Origin of the sequence: Streptomyces sp. NBC_00986, from assembly GCF_045162565.1 — a bacterium.
Taxonomy (GTDB): domain Bacteria; phylum Actinomycetota; class Actinomycetes; order Streptomycetales; family Streptomycetaceae; genus Streptomyces.
Map to the genome: position 1 here is coordinate 10,288,085 of NZ_CP108733.1, position 17,127 is coordinate 10,305,211.

Annotated in this window: 17 protein-coding genes; 13 read left to right on the forward strand and 4 right to left on the reverse strand. The window is 71.5% G+C overall.

The features are described 5' to 3' along the window. Positions 1 to 343: 343 nt before the first annotated feature. The 4 genes from OG504_RS46285 to OG504_RS46300 all read left to right on the forward strand — a co-directional run bounded on the left by OG504_RS46285 (position 344) and on the right by OG504_RS46300 (position 5,259). Positions 344 to 1,507 carry a M24 family metallopeptidase gene (locus OG504_RS46285; RefSeq protein WP_405995164.1) on the forward strand — a complete coding sequence of 388 codons (1,164 nt, stop codon included), beginning with the start codon at positions 344 to 346 and terminating at the stop codon, positions 1,505 to 1,507. Between the two features lie 36 nt (positions 1,508 to 1,543). Next, positions 1,544 to 1,993, forward strand: coding sequence for a nuclear transport factor 2 family protein (locus OG504_RS46290; protein ID WP_405995165.1), 450 nt, complete (start codon positions 1,544 to 1,546; stop codon positions 1,991 to 1,993). A gap of 185 nt (positions 1,994 to 2,178) precedes the next feature. Beyond that, the gene (locus OG504_RS46295; RefSeq protein WP_405995166.1) at positions 2,179 to 3,867 is read left to right on the forward strand and encodes a protein kinase domain-containing protein; all 1,689 of its coding nucleotides are present in this window, start codon (positions 2,179 to 2,181) and stop codon (positions 3,865 to 3,867) included. Positions 3,868 to 3,963: 96 nt separating this feature from the next. Beyond that, positions 3,964 to 5,259, forward strand: a complete 1,296-nt coding sequence (locus tag OG504_RS46300; RefSeq protein ID WP_405995167.1) for a lanthionine synthetase LanC family protein — start codon at positions 3,964 to 3,966, stop codon at positions 5,257 to 5,259. On the opposite strand, the gene OG504_RS46305 is transcribed toward OG504_RS46300, so the two are convergent. The 4 genes from OG504_RS46305 to paaI all read right to left on the reverse strand — a co-directional run bounded on the left by OG504_RS46305 (position 5,256) and on the right by paaI (position 8,650). Beyond that, entirely contained in the window at positions 5,256 to 6,044 is a 789-nt protein-coding gene (locus OG504_RS46305; RefSeq protein WP_405995168.1) for an SAM-dependent methyltransferase, read from the reverse strand. The genes OG504_RS46300 and OG504_RS46305 overlap by 4 nt on opposite strands. 119 nt (positions 6,045 to 6,163) lie before the next feature. Then, positions 6,164 to 6,805, reverse strand: coding sequence for a TetR/AcrR family transcriptional regulator (locus OG504_RS46310; RefSeq protein ID WP_405995169.1), 642 nt, complete (start codon positions 6,803 to 6,805; stop codon positions 6,164 to 6,166). Positions 6,806 to 6,857: 52 nt separating this feature from the next. Next, positions 6,858 to 8,222 (reverse strand): phenylacetate--CoA ligase PaaK, encoded by a 1,365-nt coding sequence (paaK, locus tag OG504_RS46315; protein ID WP_405995170.1) that lies wholly within the window; start codon positions 8,220 to 8,222, stop codon positions 6,858 to 6,860. Next, on the reverse strand, positions 8,219 to 8,650 hold the full coding sequence (paaI, locus tag OG504_RS46320; RefSeq protein ID WP_405995171.1) for a hydroxyphenylacetyl-CoA thioesterase PaaI: 432 nt from the start codon (positions 8,648 to 8,650) through the stop codon (positions 8,219 to 8,221). Before paaI ends, paaK begins: the two co-directional genes overlap by 4 nt. A gap of 94 nt (positions 8,651 to 8,744) precedes the next feature. Between paaI and paaN the strand changes: the two genes are divergently transcribed. The 9 genes from paaN to paaD all read left to right on the forward strand — a co-directional run bounded on the left by paaN (position 8,745) and on the right by paaD (position 16,778). Further along, positions 8,745 to 10,457 (forward strand): phenylacetic acid degradation protein PaaN, encoded by a 1,713-nt coding sequence (gene paaN / locus OG504_RS46325; RefSeq protein WP_405995172.1) that lies wholly within the window; start codon positions 8,745 to 8,747, stop codon positions 10,455 to 10,457. Then, complete coding sequence (locus tag OG504_RS46330) at positions 10,450 to 11,643, forward strand: thiolase family protein (protein ID WP_405995173.1); 1,194 nt, start codon at positions 10,450 to 10,452, stop codon at positions 11,641 to 11,643. Before paaN ends, OG504_RS46330 begins: the two co-directional genes overlap by 8 nt. Beyond that, positions 11,640 to 12,392, forward strand: coding sequence for an enoyl-CoA hydratase/isomerase family protein (locus tag OG504_RS46335; protein ID WP_405995174.1), 753 nt, complete (start codon positions 11,640 to 11,642; stop codon positions 12,390 to 12,392). The genes OG504_RS46330 and OG504_RS46335 overlap by 4 nt, the downstream gene beginning before the upstream one ends. Then, complete coding sequence (locus OG504_RS46340; protein ID WP_405995175.1) at positions 12,389 to 13,255, forward strand: 3-hydroxyacyl-CoA dehydrogenase family protein; 867 nt, start codon at positions 12,389 to 12,391, stop codon at positions 13,253 to 13,255. The genes OG504_RS46335 and OG504_RS46340 overlap by 4 nt, the downstream gene beginning before the upstream one ends. Continuing rightward, positions 13,252 to 14,040, forward strand: a complete 789-nt coding sequence (locus OG504_RS46345; RefSeq protein WP_405995176.1) for an enoyl-CoA hydratase/isomerase family protein — start codon at positions 13,252 to 13,254, stop codon at positions 14,038 to 14,040. Before OG504_RS46340 ends, OG504_RS46345 begins: the two co-directional genes overlap by 4 nt. A gap of 91 nt (positions 14,041 to 14,131) precedes the next feature. Next, positions 14,132 to 15,142, forward strand: coding sequence for a 1,2-phenylacetyl-CoA epoxidase subunit PaaA (paaA, locus tag OG504_RS46350; protein WP_405995177.1), 1,011 nt, complete (start codon positions 14,132 to 14,134; stop codon positions 15,140 to 15,142). Continuing rightward, positions 15,139 to 15,423 (forward strand): 1,2-phenylacetyl-CoA epoxidase subunit PaaB, encoded by a 285-nt coding sequence (gene paaB / locus OG504_RS46355; RefSeq protein WP_033278572.1) that lies wholly within the window; start codon positions 15,139 to 15,141, stop codon positions 15,421 to 15,423. Before paaA ends, paaB begins: the two co-directional genes overlap by 4 nt. 9 nt (positions 15,424 to 15,432) lie before the next feature. Continuing rightward, positions 15,433 to 16,269, forward strand: a complete 837-nt coding sequence (gene paaC, locus OG504_RS46360) for a 1,2-phenylacetyl-CoA epoxidase subunit PaaC (protein ID WP_405995178.1) — start codon at positions 15,433 to 15,435, stop codon at positions 16,267 to 16,269. Further along, positions 16,263 to 16,778: a 1,2-phenylacetyl-CoA epoxidase subunit PaaD gene (gene paaD / locus OG504_RS46365; RefSeq protein WP_405995179.1), complete on the forward strand. Its 516-nt coding sequence runs from the start codon at positions 16,263 to 16,265 to the stop codon at positions 16,776 to 16,778. Before paaC ends, paaD begins: the two co-directional genes overlap by 7 nt. Positions 16,779 to 17,127 lie beyond the last annotated feature (349 nt).

Consider the following 17,127-nt stretch of genomic DNA (forward strand, 5'->3'; position numbering starts at 1 on the left):
TGTCTGCGCGGGTGGTGATCCGGACTGGTGCTGGGGATGGTCGGCGGGTGGTGCGTGTCCGGGTTGGAGCGGGCTCGCACGTGGCACCGCGCCGCGCCCGTAGCGACGACTTTCACGCGGTACCGATCCACCCCGGCAACGCCGACAACGCCTGATCGCAGCGCCGCTCTCCGACGGTCGCCCCACGGGAGGACCGCTGCTCTGCCAAGAGGCGCCGCTCCGCAGGGAGTCGGCCACTCCGCCGGGACGCGACCAGCGCGCATCGCCCGCCATCCGCGTGTCCGGAGCCCCCGCCTCAGCGGCGCCCAACACTCCAGCACACACCGAACCTCACGGAGACTCGATGCCCACCACCCCGCCCCCCATCGGCGACAACCCCCACCACCCCGCCGAACCGCCCGCGAACCTCTACCCGGCCGACCGCCTCCACCGCGCCCAGGAGGCCGCAGCCCGAGCCGGTCTGGACGCCCTGCTGATCTCGCCCGGCGCGGACCTGCGTTACCTGACCGGCTACGACGCCAAGCCCTTGGAACGGCTGACCTGCCTGGTGCTGCCCGCCGACGGTGACCCCTTCCTCCTCGTACCGGCCCTGGAGGAACTCGCCGCCAAGGCATCCCCGGCCGGTGACCTGGGCATCGAGATCACCGGCTGGGGCGAGACCGACGACCCCTATGCCCTCGTCGCGGCCCGGCTGCCCGCCCGTACCGCCCGCGTCGGTGTCGACAACCGGATGTGGGCGGAGAAGACCATCGCCTTCCGCACCCGACTGCCGCGCGCGAGCCAGGAGTTGGCCGGAACCGTGCTGAACGGGCTGCGGATGCGCAAGACCCCGGAGGAGGCGGCCGCCCTGCGCCGGGCCGGTGCGGCCATCGACCGGGTCCATGCCCGTATGGGGGAGTGGCTGCGAGCGGGCCGTATCGAACGCGAGGTCGGCCGGGACATCGCGGACGCGATCGTCGCCGAGGGGCACATCCGGGTCGACTTCGTCATCGTCGGCTCCGGCCCGAACAGCGCCAGCCCGCACCACGAACTCTCCGACCGGACGATCCGCCCCGGCGACCCGGTGGTGGTCGACATCGGCGGTACGACCCTGGACGGTTACTGCTCCGACTCCACCCGGGTGTACGCGGTGGGCGAGCCGCCCGCCGAGTTCCGCCACCTCCACGACGTGCTGCTGAGCGCCCAACGCGCCCAGACCGACGCCGTACGACCGGGCATCACGGCCGGTCAACTCGACGCCGTGGGACGGGACATCATCACCGACGCCGGACACGGCCCGCACTTCATCCATCGCACCGGACACGGCATCGGCCTGGAGAGCCACGAGGAGCCCTACATCGTGACCGGCAACCCGCTCCCGCTCGCCCCGGGCATGGCCTTCTCCGTCGAACCCGGGATCTACCTGCCCGGCCGGTACGGAGCCCGGATCGAGGACATCGTGATCTGTACGGAGGAGAGCGGCGAGCGCCTCAACCGCACGCCCCGTGACCTGGTCGTCCTCCCTTGAACCCCCTCCCGCCAGCCACTCACCGAAGGATCCGCCATGCCCGCTCCACCGCCCCGTTCCGCCCGTCCCGCCGCCGACCGCGGTGCCCGCCCGGGTGGCGTGCCCGCCGATCTGGCCGACGTGTGGACGGTGATCACGGGGATGTACGAGGGCTACACGGCCGGCGACCGTGACCGGATCGACGCCTTCCTCGATCCCGAGGCCACCATCTGGGACTCGGCGACCCCCGAACTCATCTGTGGCAGGGCGGAGTTGAACCGAGTCCGGGACGCCCGTCCCACGTCGGACGACGGTCCCGCCGAGACCGGACTCACGGCGTACGGCCAAGTCGTCGACGTCTTCGGGGACTTGGCCGTGGCCCGCTACTGGCTGCGGGTCGACTTCCGTGCGGCCCCTTCGGAGTTGGCCCGCAACACCGCGGTCCTGCGGCGTGCGCAGCCCGAGGGGCACTGGCTCGTCGTGCATCTGCACGAGGACATCCAGTGAACAGGGTGACGGGTGAGGCGCGGGGGTCTGTTCCCTCTACTATGTCGGGGTCCGGTCCGGGCGTGTCGTCCGAGGACTGGTGTCGCATCCCCGCACCCCCGCTGGGCAACGGGGTTGGAGCCCAGCCGAGTTGACCTCACGGTGGATCCGGTGACTGTCGGTTCCACCCAAGGAGGACATGTCCCGTGCTTTCGCTCGATGGCTCCGACCCATCGCACATAGGCCGTTACCGTCTGGTCGGCAGACTCGGCGAGGGCGGGATGGGGAGGGTGTACCTCGCGCGTTCGCCGGGCGGCCGTCCCGCCGCCGTGAAGGTGATCAACGACCACCTGCGCCACGACGAACACGCCCTCAGCCGGTTCCGCCGCGAGGTGGAGACCCTGGGTACGGTCCGCAGCGCGTACACGGCCTCGCTCATCGACGCGGAGCTGGACACGCCGCCGTACTGGCTGGCCACCGAGTATGTGCCGGGGCCCACGCTGCACGCCGCGATCGTGACCAACGGGCCGCTCCCCGCCGACCTGGCCCGCGTGATGCTGGCCGCCCTGGCCGAAGGGCTGGACGCCATCCACGTACGTGGTGTGTGGCATCGGGACCTCAAGCCGCACAACGTCATCCTCTCCGCGACCGGCCCGCAACTCATCGACTTCGGCATCGCCAGGACCACCGGCACGTCCAACCTGACGCAGGTCGGCGGAGCGATGGGCAGCCCCGGGTTCATCGCGCCGGAGACGATCACGGTCGGCGAGACCGGTCCGGGCGCGGACGTGTTCGCCCTCGGGGCCACGCTGGCGTTCGCCGTCACCGGCCGACCGCCTTACGGGGACGGGCCGTTCGCGGCCGTGTCGTACCGTTCGGTGCACGGCGAGATCGACCTGCGGGGTGTGGACCCCGGCGTCGCCGAGCTGATCGCCGCCTGCGCGCAGAGTGATCCCGCGCTGCGCCCCACCCCGCATCAGATCGTCGAACTCTGCCGGGCCGAAGCCGACTTGGTCCACCATCCCGCTTACCAACGGGCGCTCTCCGTGGGCTCGTTGACGGATCGGCAACGAGCCGCGACTGTCACCGACAACGGCAGCGGTGCGCCGGCCGCCGCCTCGGAAGCGATGACGGCCGTAGCCCCGCGGACGACGGCGATGGACGGCGGCACGCGGGAGACCCACGCCGCCACCCTCCTCGCGCCGCACTCGGGCCTCGACACCCCCACGCAGCCTCACGTGGCCGATGTCTATGGCCCCTATCCGGCGGGAACCGGTACGACTCCGCCCCCGGACGGCGGAGGCACCGGAGGTGAACGCGGGCGTCGCACGCTCTGGACCGCCATCGGCGCGGCCGCGCTGGTCGTGGTCGCCGGTTCCGGGCTGCTCCTGTTCAACACCCTTGACGACAAGGGCAACAGCAAGAGCAAGGACTCGGCGTCCGCCCATGTCACGCCGTCGGCCGGCGCCGGCCGCGCCGCCCACGTGTCGGCCTCCCCGTCCGCAAGCGGAGCGACGGCGTCTCCTTCTGCCTCTGCTTCTGGCACAGGCGAGGACAAACTGGCCGACGCCGTGGTGGTGAAGGCCCCCTTCACGTTCGAGGTCGGGAAGTTCATCCAGACCGTGCGCTCGAAACTGATCATGCAGACGGACGGCAACCTCGTGCTCTACGACGCGTCCGGAACGGCGCACTGGGCGAGCCAGACCCAGGGCGCGGGGAACACGGCCACGTTCCAGGCGGACGGCAACCTCGTGGTCTACGACGCTCAGCACCAGGCACTGTGGAGCAGCAACACGCAAGGTGCGACCGGGGCCGTGCTCAAGGTGCTGGAGGACGGCAACATGGTCATCGCGACCGATGCTGCGGTCGTCTGGCAGACCAATACCGCGAGTTGAGGGCGGGGCGCGAGGCCGGCGAAGCGAACTCAGCTGATGGAACGGCTGAGTTGGCGCCCTCTGGGCGGGTCCGGAAGATCATGCGAGAGTGGGCGCATGACGGCACCAGAGGCCACGGTCGTGGCGGTCGACGAGGTCGAGGAACTCGCGGTGGACGGGCTGCGCTGGCTGATCGGCGCGGCACGAGAAACCTCCGGAGGAGGCCTCGCCTGGTCGAGGAAGCCCTCGGACGACGAGCCGAACCCGTCCCTCTACAGCGGTACGGCCGGGAACGTCCCCGTACTCCTGGAGGCGTGGCGGCACTTCGGCGACGACTCCTATGCCGACGCGGCCCTGCGAGCGGGCCTCGGTCTCGCGGACTCGGTCGACGGCATCGACGACGACTCCCTCTACTTCGGCCGTACCGGAGTGGCCCTCGTCCTGCGGACCCTGCACGAGGAACTCGGTGACGCGGCCGCCGGTGCCGCCGCCGACCGCGCGTTGCACCTCGTACGGTCACGCTTCGACGGAACCCGCTGGGGCGCCCTGTTCGAGCTGATGGGCGGCAACGCGGGGATCGGCCTCGGCGCCCTCCTGACCGGCGACTCCGAACTGGCCGTCCTCGCCGTGGAGCCGTACCTGCGGACGGCGGAGCAGACGCCGGCGGGTGTCCACTGGCCCCACCGCCCGGACATCGAATCCCGTCTGCACCACATCTCGCACGGCACACTCGGCATCGTCCTGGGACTCGCCCGGGTCGGTGAGGCAGCCGGCCGCCCGGACCTGGTCGACCTCGCGCTGGCCGGTGCCGCGGACGTCGTGTCGCGCGACGAGGCGGGCCCGGAAGGCTTCCTGGTCCGGCACTCCACCCCGCAGTTCCGCCCCGACGTGGTCGAGCCCGTCAGCTACGGCTGGTGCCACGGCCCGGCGGGCGACGCCCAGGTCTTCCGGCTCCTGCGGGACATCACGGCCGACCCCGCCTGGTCCGTCCTCGCCGACCGCTGCTGGCACACGGTCACGCACTCCGGCCTGCCCCAGCGGCTGCGCCCACGCTTCTGGGACAACAACGGGCGCTGCTGCGGCACCGCGGGCGTCCTGGCCCTGGCCTGCGACCGATTCGCCGAACAACGTGACCAGCGGGAACAGCAGGACCCGTACGACTTCGCACGCGTCCTCGTCGCGGACCTGGCAGCCCGTGCCACCCGCGACGGCGACGGCGCCCGCTGGTCGAACGTCGAACACCGGGCCACCCCAAGTGACTTGGAGCCGTTCACGGGCTGGGGGATGGGCAACGCGGGCATCGTCCGCGAACTCCTGCGCTTCGTACGGCTCGGCCGGGGAGGCAATCCGAGCTACGCGTTCACGTGGCCGGACCAGCCTCCCGTGCAGGCCCAGGACGCGAGCCGCCGCTAGCGGACCCGCGCCACCGCCGCGTAGATCCCGCTGCCCTCCGGAGCCTCCTCCGACGCCGGCGGGTTCCACTCCGTCGCCGTCACCAGGCCGGGCGGCACCAGTTCGAGGTCGTCGAAGAAGCGGGCCACCTCGGGGCGGGTGCGGAAGCCGAGCTTGATGCCGCCCTTGGCGTACTCGGCGGTGACCTGGGCGGCGAGTTCGGGGTACAGGTCGGACGCGGCGTGGGACAGGACCAGGTAGCTGCCGGACGGCAGGGTCGCGACGAGGTTGCGAACGATGCCGTGGGCGTCCTGCTCGTCCGGGATGAAGTGCATCAGCGCGATCAGCGACAGGGCGATCGGGCGGCTGAAGTCCAGGACGTGGCGGGCGTGTTCGACGATGAGCTCGGGCTCGCGCACGTCGGCCTGGATGTAGTCGGTGACCCCGTCGGGGTGACTGACCAGCAGTGCTTCGGCGTGACGCAGGACGATCGGGTCGTAGTCGGTGTAGACGACCTTCGCCGTCGGCACGGTCCGCTGGACGATCTGGTGCAGGTTGGGCGCGGTGGGGATGCCCGTGCCGATGTCCAGGAACTGGTCGATGCCCTCCCCGGCGAGCCAGGTCGCCGCGCGGTGCATGAACTCACGGTTCTGCCGCGCCGCGTCCTTCGCCTCGGGCGGCAGCTTCTCGCCCACGGCCTCGTCGACCGGGTAGTTGTCCTTGCCGCCCAGCAACCAGTCGTAGACCCGCGCGGGGTGTGCCTTGCCGGTGTCGATCTGCGGTGACGGCTTGGGGTCGGTCGTCATGGCAACTCCATCGCGGCAGGTGAGAAGGGTGGGCGAGAGGGGCGGGGCAAGCTCCTGATCATCGTACTCGGGGTGCTTCATGTGGCCTGTGGGGGAGGGGAGTTGGGGCCTTCGCCCCGTCAGCTCGCGGTACGTCCGTGCAGGCCGTCGAAGAGGATGGTCGTGAGGGCGTCTGCCAGCGTCTCCACGGTCAGGTCGCGGTCGGGGCGGTACCACTCCACGAGGGAGTTGACGGTACCGAACAGCAGGCGGCTGGCGAGGTGTGGGTCGATGTCCGCCCGTATGCCGCCCTCGGCCGCCGCCCGGCTCATCAACTCCGCGACCCGGTGGTCGAATTCACGGCGCCGGGCCAGCGCCCGCTGCTCCACCTCGCTGTTGCCGTGCAGACGCAACAGCAAGGTGACGTACGGCAGTTCGGCGGCCAGCACCTCGACGCTGCGGTGGATGACCCGCTTCATCCGGGCCGTCGCGGTCGTGCCGGACGCCTTGCCCCGCTGCTCCCCGGCCTCCTCCTCGTCGAGCACGGCGAAGAGGGCGTCCAGAGCACGGTTGACCGCGAGTTCGAGGAGTTCCTCCTTGCCGGACACATGGTGGTAGATGCTCGACTTGCTGAGGCCCAGGCGTCTGGCCAGTTCCTCCATGCCGGTGCCGTCGTAGCCGCGTTCGTTGAAGACCACGACGGCGACCTCCAGCAGGGAGTCGCGGTCGTAGGCGGGACGGCCGTGGCGGCCGGCCGGGTTCTGCACAGGTGTCCTGGTCACCGGTCCATTGTGACAAGGCCGGCGACCGGGCCGGGCGGAACGGCCTCGGATGTCACTGGTCCCGCAGATCCTTGACCCGGCGGATCTTGCCCACCGAGCGCTCCAGGGTCTCCGGATCGACGATCTCCACCGCCACGGTCACCCCCACGCCGTCCTTGACGCCCTTACCGATCGCGGCCGCGGCGGCATCCCGCTGCTCGGGAGTGGCACCGGGGCGGGCCTCGGCGCGGACCGTCATGTGGTCCATGCGGCCGCGGCGGCTGAGCTGGATCGTGAAGTGCGGGGCGACGGCCGGGGTGCGCAGCAGGATCTCCTCGATCTGACTGGGGAAGACGTTCACCCCGCGCAGGATGATCATGTCGTCGCAGCGGCCGGTGATCTTCTCGATGCGCCGGAAGGCCGGGCGGGCCGTGCCGGGCAGCAGCCGGGTCAGGTCGCGGGTGCGGTAACGGATGATCGGCAGCGCCTCCTTCGTGAGGGAGGTGAAGGTCAGCTCGCCGCTGTCGCCGTCGGGCAGCACCTCGTCGGTGATCGGGTCGACGATCTCCGGGTAGAAGTGGTCCTCCCACACGTGCAGGCCGTCCTTGGTCTCCACGCACTCCTGCGCGACACCGGGGCCGATGACCTCCGACAGGCCGTAGATGTCGACCGCGTGGATGTCCATGCGCTCCTCGATCTCGCGGCGCATCTCCTCCGTCCACGGCTCGGCGCCGAAGATGCCCACCTTGAGGGAGCTGGTGCGCGGGTCGACGCCCTGGCGCTCGAACTCGTCGAGAAGGGTGAGCATGTAGGACGGGGTGACCATGATGATCTCGGGCTTGAAGTCCTGGATGATCTGCACCTGGCGGGCGGTCATGCCACCGGAGGCGGGGATCACGGTGCAGCCCGCGCGCTCGGCGCCGTAGTGGGCGCCCAGACCACCGGTGAACAACCCATAGCCGTACGACACATGGATCTTGTGGCCGGGACGGCCACCGGCCGCGCGGATCGAGCGCGCCACCACGTCGGCCCACATGGAGAGGTCGTTCTCCGTGTAGCCGACGACCGTGGGGCGGCCGGTGGTGCCGCTGGAGGCGTGGACACGGCGGACCTGGTCCATGGGGACGGCGAACATGCCGAAGGGGTACGTGTCGCGCAGGTCGGCCTTGGTGGTGAACGGGAAACGGGCCAGGTCTTCCAGGGTGCGGCAGTCGTCGGGTTTGACTCCGGCCTCGTCGAACTTCCTGCGGTACAGCTCCACGTTGTCGTAGGCGTGCCTCAACGTGCTCTGGAGCAGGCCGAGTTGGTGCTCGCGCAGCTCCTCGCGGCTCAGGCGCTCGGCGGCGTCCAGCAACCCGTCGGGGAGCGGTTCCCCGAGGCGCGGACTCACGGGCGGCGAAGCCGGTGGAGCCGCCGGGGCTGTCAGGTCGCTGCTCATGGAGACTCCTTCGTCTTCGCGCTGTTGATCATGCGGCTGCGGCCGCGGAACTCCGCGATCACCTGGTCGCCGCGCACCACGCTCACGTCGTAGATGCCGCTGCGGCCGAACCGGGTGCGCTCCGTCGCCGTCGCCACCAGGACGTCGCCCTCGTACGCCGGGGCGACGAAGTCGATGTCGGCCGCGGCGGCCACGGTCACCGGGCCGTGGCTGTTGCAGGCGCAGGCGAAGGCGGAGTCCGCGAGGAGGAACAGATAACCGCCGTGGGCGATCTTGTGTCCGTTGACCATGGCCGGGGTCACGGTCATGCGGAGCACGGCGGTCCCTTCGCCGTGCTCGACGAGCTCCATTCCGAGAGCCCGGGACGCCTCGTCCGCGGCGAACATCCTCGCCGTCGGACCGGAGGCCGTGTCAGCGGCCTGCGTCATTTTCCACCACCTTGTGGACCGACCGAACATTCGGTTAGCGTGCGTCACGGCCAAGTAATCCAGCAACACCACTGCCTGTCAAGAGGTGGAACGCATGCCCCAGACCAGCTCCGAGCTGCCCGACTTCTTCTCGCGCCATCGCGCCCTGCTGGAACAGGCGGTCGCCGCGACCGGCACGCGTGACCACTGGACGCCGTATCCGGAGTCGCCCAGCAAGTCGGTCTACGGCGAGGACGCGGCCAAGATCGGCGAGGCCGCGTTCGAGGAGCGGCTCGGCGGGTCCTTCGAGCTGCCGGGGCATCCGGGCGACGGGCGCGTCCAGGCCGCCGAGACCTCCCCGTACGGCTTCGAGCTGGGCATCTCCTACCCCCGCGTCGCGCCGGACGAGGCGGTGTCCGCCACGCTGGCGGCCACCGGACCCTGGCGCGACGCGGGCCCCGACACCCGCGCCGGAGTCGCCGCCGAGATCCTGGCCCGGCTGAACGCGGCGAGCTTCGAGATCGCGCACGCCGTGCAGCACACCACAGGGCAGGCCTTCGTCATGGCCTTCCAGGCGGGCGGCCCGCACGCCCAGGACCGCGGCCTGGAGGCCGTCGCGTACGCCTGGGCCGAGCAGAAGCGCCACCCGGGCACGGCCCGCTGGAGCAAGCCGCAGCGCAAGGGCGGCCCGCAGGTCCTGGACAAGAAGTTCACCCCGGTCGGCCGCGGGGTGTCGCTGCTGATCGCCTGCAACACCTTCCCGACCTGGAACGGCTACCCGGGCCTGTTCGCCAGCCTGGTCACGGGCAACCCGGTCGTGGTCAAGCCGCACCCGGGCGCCGTCCTGCCCCTCGCGGTCACCGTACGGATCGCCCGCGAGGTACTGGCCGAGGCGGGCTTCGACCCGAACCTCGTGATCCTCGCCGCCGAAGAACCCGGGGGCCGGAGCGCCGCCGTCCTCGCCCTGCACCCGGACGTCCGGATCATCGACTTCACCGGCTCGACGGAGTTCGGCGACTGGTTGGAGACCAACGCCCGCCAGGCCCTCGTCCACACCGAGAAGGCCGGTCTCAACACCGTCGTCCTCGACTCCACCGACGACTACCGCGGCCTGCTCGGCAACCTCGCCTTCTCACTGGCCCTCTACAGCGGCCAGATGTGCACCACCCCGCAGAATCTCCTGATCCCGCGTGACGGCATCACCACCGACCAAGGCCCGCGCAGCGCCGACGAGTTCGCCGCCGACCTCGCCGCGGCGCTGGACAAGCTGCTCGGCGACCCCGCCCGCGCCGCCGGCACCCTCGGCGCGATCGTCAACGACGGCGTGCGGGACCGCTTGGAGCAGGCCGCGACGGTCGGTCGTACGGTGCGCGCGTCGGCGCCCGTCGACCACCCCGAGCACCCGAAGGCCGTCGTACGTACGCCGCTGATCGCACGCCTCGATGCCGAGGACGACCGGGAGACGTACACGCGGGAATGGTTCGGGCCGGTGTCGTTCGTCATCGGCACCGACTCCACCGAGCACAGCCTGCGGATCCTGCGCGAGACGGTGCGGGCGCACGGTGCGCTGACCGCCGCCGTCCACTCCACCAGCGAACTGGTGCTGGACGCGGCCGAGTTGGCCGCCCTGGACGCGGGTGTGCATCTCTCCGAGAACCTCACAGGCGGTGTCTTCGTCAACCAGTCCGCCGCGTTCAGCGACTTCCACGGCAGCGCCGCCAACCCGGCCGCCAGCGCCACCCTGTCCGACCCCGCGTTCGTCACCGGCCGGTTCGCGACCCTCCAGTCGCGCCGGCCCGCACCCGCCGAGGAGACCCCCGATGCCTGAGCTGTCCTCCGACGAGGTCTATCTGATCGACGGTGCCCGCACCCCGCAGGGCCGCTACGGCGGCGCCCTCGCCTCCGTGCGGCCCGACGACCTCGCGGCACTGGTCGTCGGCGAGGCGGTCCGGCGCGCCGGAATACCCGCTCACGAGGTCGACGAGGTGATCCTCGGCGCCGCCAACCAGGCCGGTGAGGACAACCGGGACGTGGCGCGGATGGCCGTCCTGCTGGCGGGGCTGCCGCACACCGTGCCCGGCTACACCGTCAACCGGCTGTGCGCCTCCGGCCTGACCGCCGTGGCCTCGGCCGCCCAGGCGATCCGCTCCGGCGAGGCGGACCTGGTCGTCGCGGGCGGTGTGGAGTCCATGACCCGCGCCCCCTGGGTGATGGCCAAGCCCGGCACCCCGTGGGCCAAGCCGGGGGAGGTGCACGACACCTCGCTCGGCTGGCGCTTCACCAACCCGCGTTTCGCCGCCCAGCAGACCCTGTCGATGGGGGAGACGGCCGAGGAGGTCGCCGCGCTCGACGGCATCACCCGCGCCGAGTCCGACGCGTTCGCGCTGCGCAGCCATCAACGGGCCGTCTCCGCCCAGGAGTTGGGCCACTTCGACCGGGAGATCGTGCCGGTCGCGGTCAAGGGCGGCGAGGTGACCCGAGACGAGGGCCCACGCCCCGGCACCACGCTGGAGAAGCTGGGCTCACTGCGCACCATCTTCCGCGAGGGCGGCATCGTCACCGCCGGTTCCTCCTCGCCGCTGTCCGACGGCGCCGCCGCCCTGGTGGTCGCGAGCGGCGCGGCCGTCCGACGTCACGGGCTCACTCCCCGGGCGCGGATCGTCACGTCGGCCTCGGCCGGGGTGCAGCCCCACGTCATGGGCCTCGGCCCGGTCCCCGCCACCGAGAAGGCCCTCGACCGCGCCGGTTGGGAGACCGGTGACCTGGACGCCGTGGAACTGAACGAGGCCTTCGCCGCCCAGGCCCTCGCGGTCACGCGTCGCCTCAAGCTCGACGAGGAGAAGGTCAACGCCGACGGGGGCGCCATCGCACTGGGCCACCCCCTCGGATGCTCCGGCGCCCGCATCCTCCTCACCCTGCTCGGCCGCCTGGAGCGCGAGAACGGCAGCAGGGGTCTGGCCACGCTGTGCGTCGGGGTCGGGCAGGGCGTCGCGATGCTCGTGGAGCGAGTATGAGCGCCGGCGCCTACGAGACTCTCCTCGTCGAGGAGCGCGAGAACCGGGTCGTCGTCACCCTGCACCGCCCCGAGGCCCGCAACGCGATCAGCGGCCTGATGATCCGCGAACTGCACGCCGTCTGCGACCAGTTGGAGCAGAACCCCAAGCTGCTCCTCCTCACCGGACACGGCGGAGTCTTCGCGGGCGGCGCCGACATCGCCGAGCTGCTGGCACGCGGGCGGGACGAGGCCTTGCAGGGCATCAACAGCCGCCTCTTCGAGCGCGTACGACGGCTGCCGATGCCGACCCTCGCCGCGGTGGACGGCTGGGCGCTGGGCGGCGGTGCGGAACTGTCGTACGCCTGCGACCTCCGTATCGCCGGACCGGACGCCGTCTTCGGCAACCCGGAGCCCGGCCTCGGCATCCTCGCCGCGGCCGGTGCCTGCTGGCGGCTGCCCGAGCTGATCGGCGAGTCCCTCGCCAAGCAGGTGCTGCTCGCCGGACGGAACCTCGACGCGACGGCGGCACTGGCGGCCGGGCTGGTCATCGACGTCGTACCGGCCGAGAAGCTGCTCGACGAGGCGCACGCGCTGCTCGACCGCATGGCCCGGTCCTCGGCCACGGCCCTGCGGCTCACCAAGTTGGTCGTCGACTCACCCGGCGCCCACCCGATCGCCGACGACCTCGCGCAGGCCGTGCTCTTCGAGGGCCAGGACAAGCGGGACCGTATGACACGTTTCTTGGAGAAGAGGAGCAGCCGAGCATGAGCCCAACACCCCACTCAGCGCCCGCCGTTGTCGGTGTGATCGGCGGCGGCCGGATGGGCGCCGGGATCGCGCAGTCCTTCGCGGTCGCCGGTTCGTCCGTCACCGTCGTGGAGAGCGGCGAGGCTGCCTCGGCCGCCGCGTACGACCGGGTCGCCACCGGCCTCAAGCGGGCCGCCGAGCGCGGCCTGCTCAGCGAACCCGCCGAGCAGGTCCTCGCCCGCGTCACCATGGCCGACTCGGTCGAGGGACTCCCCGCCGACACCGATCTGGTTGTAGAGGCCGTCCCCGAGGACGCCGGGCTCAAGGCTCGCGTCCTCGCGGCGGCCGAGCGGGCGGTGGGCGCGACGACCGTGCTGGCCACCAACACCAGCTCCCTCTCGGTCACCGAACTCGCCGCCGCGCTCACCCGCCCCGGCCGCTTCCTCGGCATGCACTTCTTCAACCCGGTGCCCGCCTCCGCGCTGGTCGAGATCGTCGTAGCACCGCACACCGAGCCCGCCGCCGTCAGCGCCGCCCTCGACTGGACGCACGCTCTCGGCAAGAAGGACGTGACCGTCAAGGACTCGCCCGGCTTCGCCAGCAGCCGCCTCGGACTGGCGCTCGGCCTGGAGGCGATCCGCATGGTCGAAGAGGGAGTCGCCGAGCCGGAGGCCATCGACGACGCGATGAGCCTCGGCTACAAGCACCCCATGGGCCCGCTGCGCCTCACCGACCTGGTCGGCCTCGACGTACGCCTGGCCATCGCCGAGTACCTGCACTCCACCCTCGGCGAGCGCTTCGCCCCGCCACAGCTGTTGCGCGACAAGGTCGCACGCGGTGAGCTGGGCCGAAAGACGGGACAGGGGTTCTACGAGTGGAAGTGAGCGCGTCCCCGGACGGCGTCGGCTATCGCCTGGACGCCGGTGTCGCCATCATCGAGTTGCGCAGGCCCGCGCTCGATGTCGCCCTGCGGGGAGGGCTGTTGGCCGCTGTACGACAGGTGTACGACGACGGGGACGCGGTCCGTGCCGTGCTGCTCACCGCGCGGGGCAAGCACTTCTGCGTGGGACAGGACCTGAAGGAGCACGCCCGGGCGCTGGAAGCCGGGCCCGAGGCCGCCTTCGCCTGCGTGCGGGACGAGTACAACCCCCTTGTGGAGGCGCTGCACGCGCTGACCCGGCCGGTGGTCGTGGCCGTCGAGGGTGCGTGTGTCGGGGCCGGGCTCGGGCTGGCGCTCTGCGCGGATGTGCGGGTCGCGGCCGAGGGCGCTCGGTTTGCTACGGCGTTCACCGGGATCGGGCTGGCCGCCGACAGTGGGCTGAGCGGTGCGCTGGCGCAGGCGGTGGGTCCGTCGCGGGCCGCCGCGCTGATGCTGCTGGGGGACCGGTTCGGTGCGGAGGAGGCGGAGCGGTGGGGCATGGTGCACCGGGTCGTACCGGACGGCGCCGCTACGGCGGAGGGGCTGGCCCTTGCGAAGCGTCTGGCCGCCGGGCCCACCGTCGCCTACGCGGAGGTCAAGGCGCTGCTGCGGGACGCGCCCGGCGCGAGCCTCGCCACCGTGCTGGAGCGCGAGGCGGCGGTGCAGGAGCGGCTGGGGGCGACGCGGGACCACCGGGCCGCCGTAGAGGCGTTTCTCGCGCGGGCGGAGCCGTCGTTCCAGGGCCGCTGAGCAGCCATTCGCCCGGGAGGTCTTGCCTCGCCGGGGGAAACCCATCAGACTAGGTACCGAACGAATGGTCGGTAGGGAAGTTGGTGTGTCGATGACCAGCACAGGCACGGAGGCGTCAGCCGCCGGCTGGGACGAAGCGCGGCTCGGCGAGCAGTTCGAGGCCACGATCGCGAAGGACCAGCGGATCGAGCCCCGCGACTGGATGCCCGACGGCTATCGCAAGACCCTGATCCGGCAGATCGCGCAGCACGCGCACTCCGAGATCATCGGGATGCAGCCGGAGGGCGACTGGATCACCCGCGCGCCCTCCCTGCGCCGCAAGGCGATCCTCTTCGCGAAGGTGCAGGACGAGGCCGGACACGGACTGTATCTCTACTCGGCCGCCGAGACCCTGGGCGCGGACCGCGCGGAGCTGACCGAGGCGCTGATCGAGGGCCGGCAGAAGTACTCGTCGATCTTCAACTACCCGACGCCGACCTTCGCCGACGTCGGCGTGATCGGCTGGTTCGTGGACGGCGCGGCGATCTGCAACCAGGTGCCGCTGTGCCGCTGTTCGTACGGGCCGTACGCGCGGGCCATGGTGCGGGTGTGCAAGGAGGAGTCCTTCCACCAGCGCCAGGGCTACGAGCTGCTGCTCACGATGATGCGCGGCACGGACGGCCAGCGGGCCATGGTCCAGGACGCGGTGGACCGTTGGTGGTGGCCGTCGCTCATGATGTTCGGCCCGCCCGACGACGACTCGCCCAACTCGGCGCGCTCGATGGCCTGGAAGATCAAGCGGCACAGCAACGACGAACTGCGCCAGCGCTTCGTCGACATGACGGTCCCGCAGGCGGAGAAGCTCGGAGTCACCCTGCCCGACCCGGAGTTGAGCTGGAACGAGGAGCGGGGTCACCACGACTTCGGCACCCCGGACTGGTCCGAGTTGCAGCGCGTGATCAGCGGCGACGGACCGCGCAACGCCGAGCGGGTCTCCCGCCGCCGGGCCGCCCACGAGGAGGGCGCCTGGGTCAGGGAGGCGGCCACGGCCCACGCGGCCAAGCAGGCCGCCCGTACCCAGAAGACCGCCCGTACACAGAAAACCGAAGGAGCGGCGGCATGACGCAGGACTGGCCCCTGTACGAGGTGTTCGTCCGCGGCAAGCGCGGCCTGAACCACGTCCACGTCGGCTCGCTGCACGCCGCCGACGACGCCATGGCGCTCACCCACGCCCGCGACCTGTACACGCGGCGCAACGAGGGCGTGTCCATCTGGGTCGTGCGCTCGGAGCACATCGCCGCCTCGACCCGCGACGAGAAGGACCCGTTCTTCGCGCCGAGCGCCGACAAGGTCTACCGCCACCCGACGTTCTACGACATCCCCGAAGACGTCCCCCACATCTAGGAGCAGGGAATGAGTGACGACCACGTCTATCTGTCCCTGGCCGAGGGACACGACGACAGCGACGCCCGCTGGGCGTTCGGTACCGGCTTCGAGGACCCGCTGTACGGCGTCGACCAGACCGTGCCGGACGGGACGGACTCCGCTCAACTGGCCGCGTTCTGCCTGGCACTCGGCGACGACGCGCTCGTGAGCGCGCAGCGGCTGGCCCAATGGTGCACGGCCGCACCGGAGTTGGAGGAGGAGGTGGCCCTGGCCAACATCGGGCTCGATCTGCTCGGCCAGACCCGCCTGCTCTACGCGCGTGCCGGCCAGGTGGACGGCACCGGACGCGACGAGGACGCGTACGCCTACTTCCGCGACGCGGACGCCTTCCGCAACGTACGGCTGGCCGAACTCCCCAACGGAGACTTCGCGTTCTCCATCACCCGGCTGCTGGTGCTGTCCTCGTGGCGGCTCGCCCTCTTCGAGCGGCTCGCCGGCACGACACAGGACCCGGTGCTCGCCGCGATCGCCGCCAAGGGCGTCAAGGAGCTGGCGTACCACCGCCAGTACGCGGCCGAGTGGGCCGTCCGACTGGGCGACGGCACGGATGAATCGCAGCGCCGGATGCGGGACGCGCTGACCGCGATCGCTCCGTACGTGGACGAACTCTTCGCGGGTGACGGCGAGTTGGGGACCGAGGTGCTGGCCGTGCTCCGCCAGGTCACCGACGCGGCAGGGCTCGTGCTCCCCGAGGCGACACCGGTCCCCGGACACGGCCGCGACGGCGACCACACCGACCACCTGGCCCCGCTGCTGGCCGAACTCCAGAGCGTGGCCCGCGCCCACCCGGAGGCGACATGGTGACCACCCTGATCGACTCACGCCGCGCCTGGAACATCGCCGCACAGGTCCCGGACCCCGAGATGCCCATGCTCACCCTCGCCGACCTCGGGGTGCTGCGCGGCGTCGAGATCGACGCGGACGGCAGCGTGGTCGCGAGCCTGACACCCACCTACTCCGGCTGCCCGGCCATGGCCGAGATGCGCGCCGAAGTCGCCGCGCGGCTGAGGGAGGCAGGGTTCGCACGCGTGGAGATCCGTACGGTCCTCGACCCACCGTGGAGCACCGACTGGATCACCGACAAGGGCCGCCGCAACCTCGCCGAACACGGCATCGCCCCGCCCGGCGCGGCACCCCGCCACCCCGCGGGCCCCGTCCCGCTGCAACTGTCCGCCACCCGCCGTACGGTGCCGTGCCCCCGCTGCGGAGCGAACGACACCGAGGAGACCTCGCGGTTCGCCGCGACCTCCTGCAAGGCCCTGTGGCGGTGCCGCGCCTGCCGCGAGCCGTTCGAGTACGTCAAGGAGATCTGATGGCGAGCCCCCAACGCCTGCTCGCGCTCGCGGAGAGCCCCCGACACCGGCTCGCGGCAAGCCGCCGGCGTTCGCCGGCGGCGAGCGCTGAGCTCCGGCCCGCAGCGAGCCCCCACCTTCCGCCTGCGGCGAGGCTTCAACTCCCGCCCGTGGTGTGCCCCCGGCTCCCGCTCGCGGTGAGCGGTCGGCTCTGGTCCGTGGCGAGTCCTCAGCTTGCCGTCGTGGTGAGTCGTCGGCTTCCGGCTGTGGCGGGTTCTCAGCTTCCGCCCGTGGTGTGCCCCCGGCTCCCGCTCGCGGTGAGCGGCCGCCCCTTGTCCGTGGCGAGTCCTCAGCTTGCCGTCGCGACGAG

What these genes read in the sequence shown, in the direction of transcription:
- paaA (WP_405995177.1), top strand. Translation starts at nt 14,132, where the DNA reads ATGACCAGCACAGGCACGGAGGCGTCAGCCGCCGGCTGGGACGAAGCG.
- paaB (WP_033278572.1), top strand. Translation starts at nt 15,139, where the DNA reads ATGACGCAGGACTGGCCCCTGTACGAGGTGTTCGTCCGCGGCAAGCGC.
- paaD (WP_405995179.1), top strand. Translation starts at nt 16,263, where the DNA reads ATGGTGACCACCCTGATCGACTCACGCCGCGCCTGGAACATCGCCGCA.
- paaC (WP_405995178.1), top strand. Translation starts at nt 15,433, where the DNA reads ATGAGTGACGACCACGTCTATCTGTCCCTGGCCGAGGGACACGACGAC.
- OG504_RS46330 (WP_405995173.1), top strand. Translation starts at nt 10,450, where the DNA reads ATGCCTGAGCTGTCCTCCGACGAGGTCTATCTGATCGACGGTGCCCGC.
- OG504_RS46300 (WP_405995167.1), top strand. Translation starts at nt 3,964, where the DNA reads ATGACGGCACCAGAGGCCACGGTCGTGGCGGTCGACGAGGTCGAGGAA.
- paaN (WP_405995172.1), top strand. Translation starts at nt 8,745, where the DNA reads ATGCCCCAGACCAGCTCCGAGCTGCCCGACTTCTTCTCGCGCCATCGC.
- paaK (WP_405995170.1), bottom strand. Translation starts at nt 8,222, where the DNA reads ATGAGCAGCGACCTGACAGCCCCGGCGGCTCCACCGGCTTCGCCGCCC.
- OG504_RS46285 (WP_405995164.1), top strand. Translation starts at nt 344, where the DNA reads ATGCCCACCACCCCGCCCCCCATCGGCGACAACCCCCACCACCCCGCC.
- OG504_RS46335 (WP_405995174.1), top strand. Translation starts at nt 11,640, where the DNA reads ATGAGCGCCGGCGCCTACGAGACTCTCCTCGTCGAGGAGCGCGAGAAC.
- paaI (WP_405995171.1), bottom strand. Translation starts at nt 8,650, where the DNA reads ATGACGCAGGCCGCTGACACGGCCTCCGGTCCGACGGCGAGGATGTTC.
- OG504_RS46340 (WP_405995175.1), top strand. Translation starts at nt 12,389, where the DNA reads ATGAGCCCAACACCCCACTCAGCGCCCGCCGTTGTCGGTGTGATCGGC.
- OG504_RS46290 (WP_405995165.1), top strand. Translation starts at nt 1,544, where the DNA reads ATGCCCGCTCCACCGCCCCGTTCCGCCCGTCCCGCCGCCGACCGCGGT.
- OG504_RS46305 (WP_405995168.1), bottom strand. Translation starts at nt 6,044, where the DNA reads ATGACGACCGACCCCAAGCCGTCACCGCAGATCGACACCGGCAAGGCA.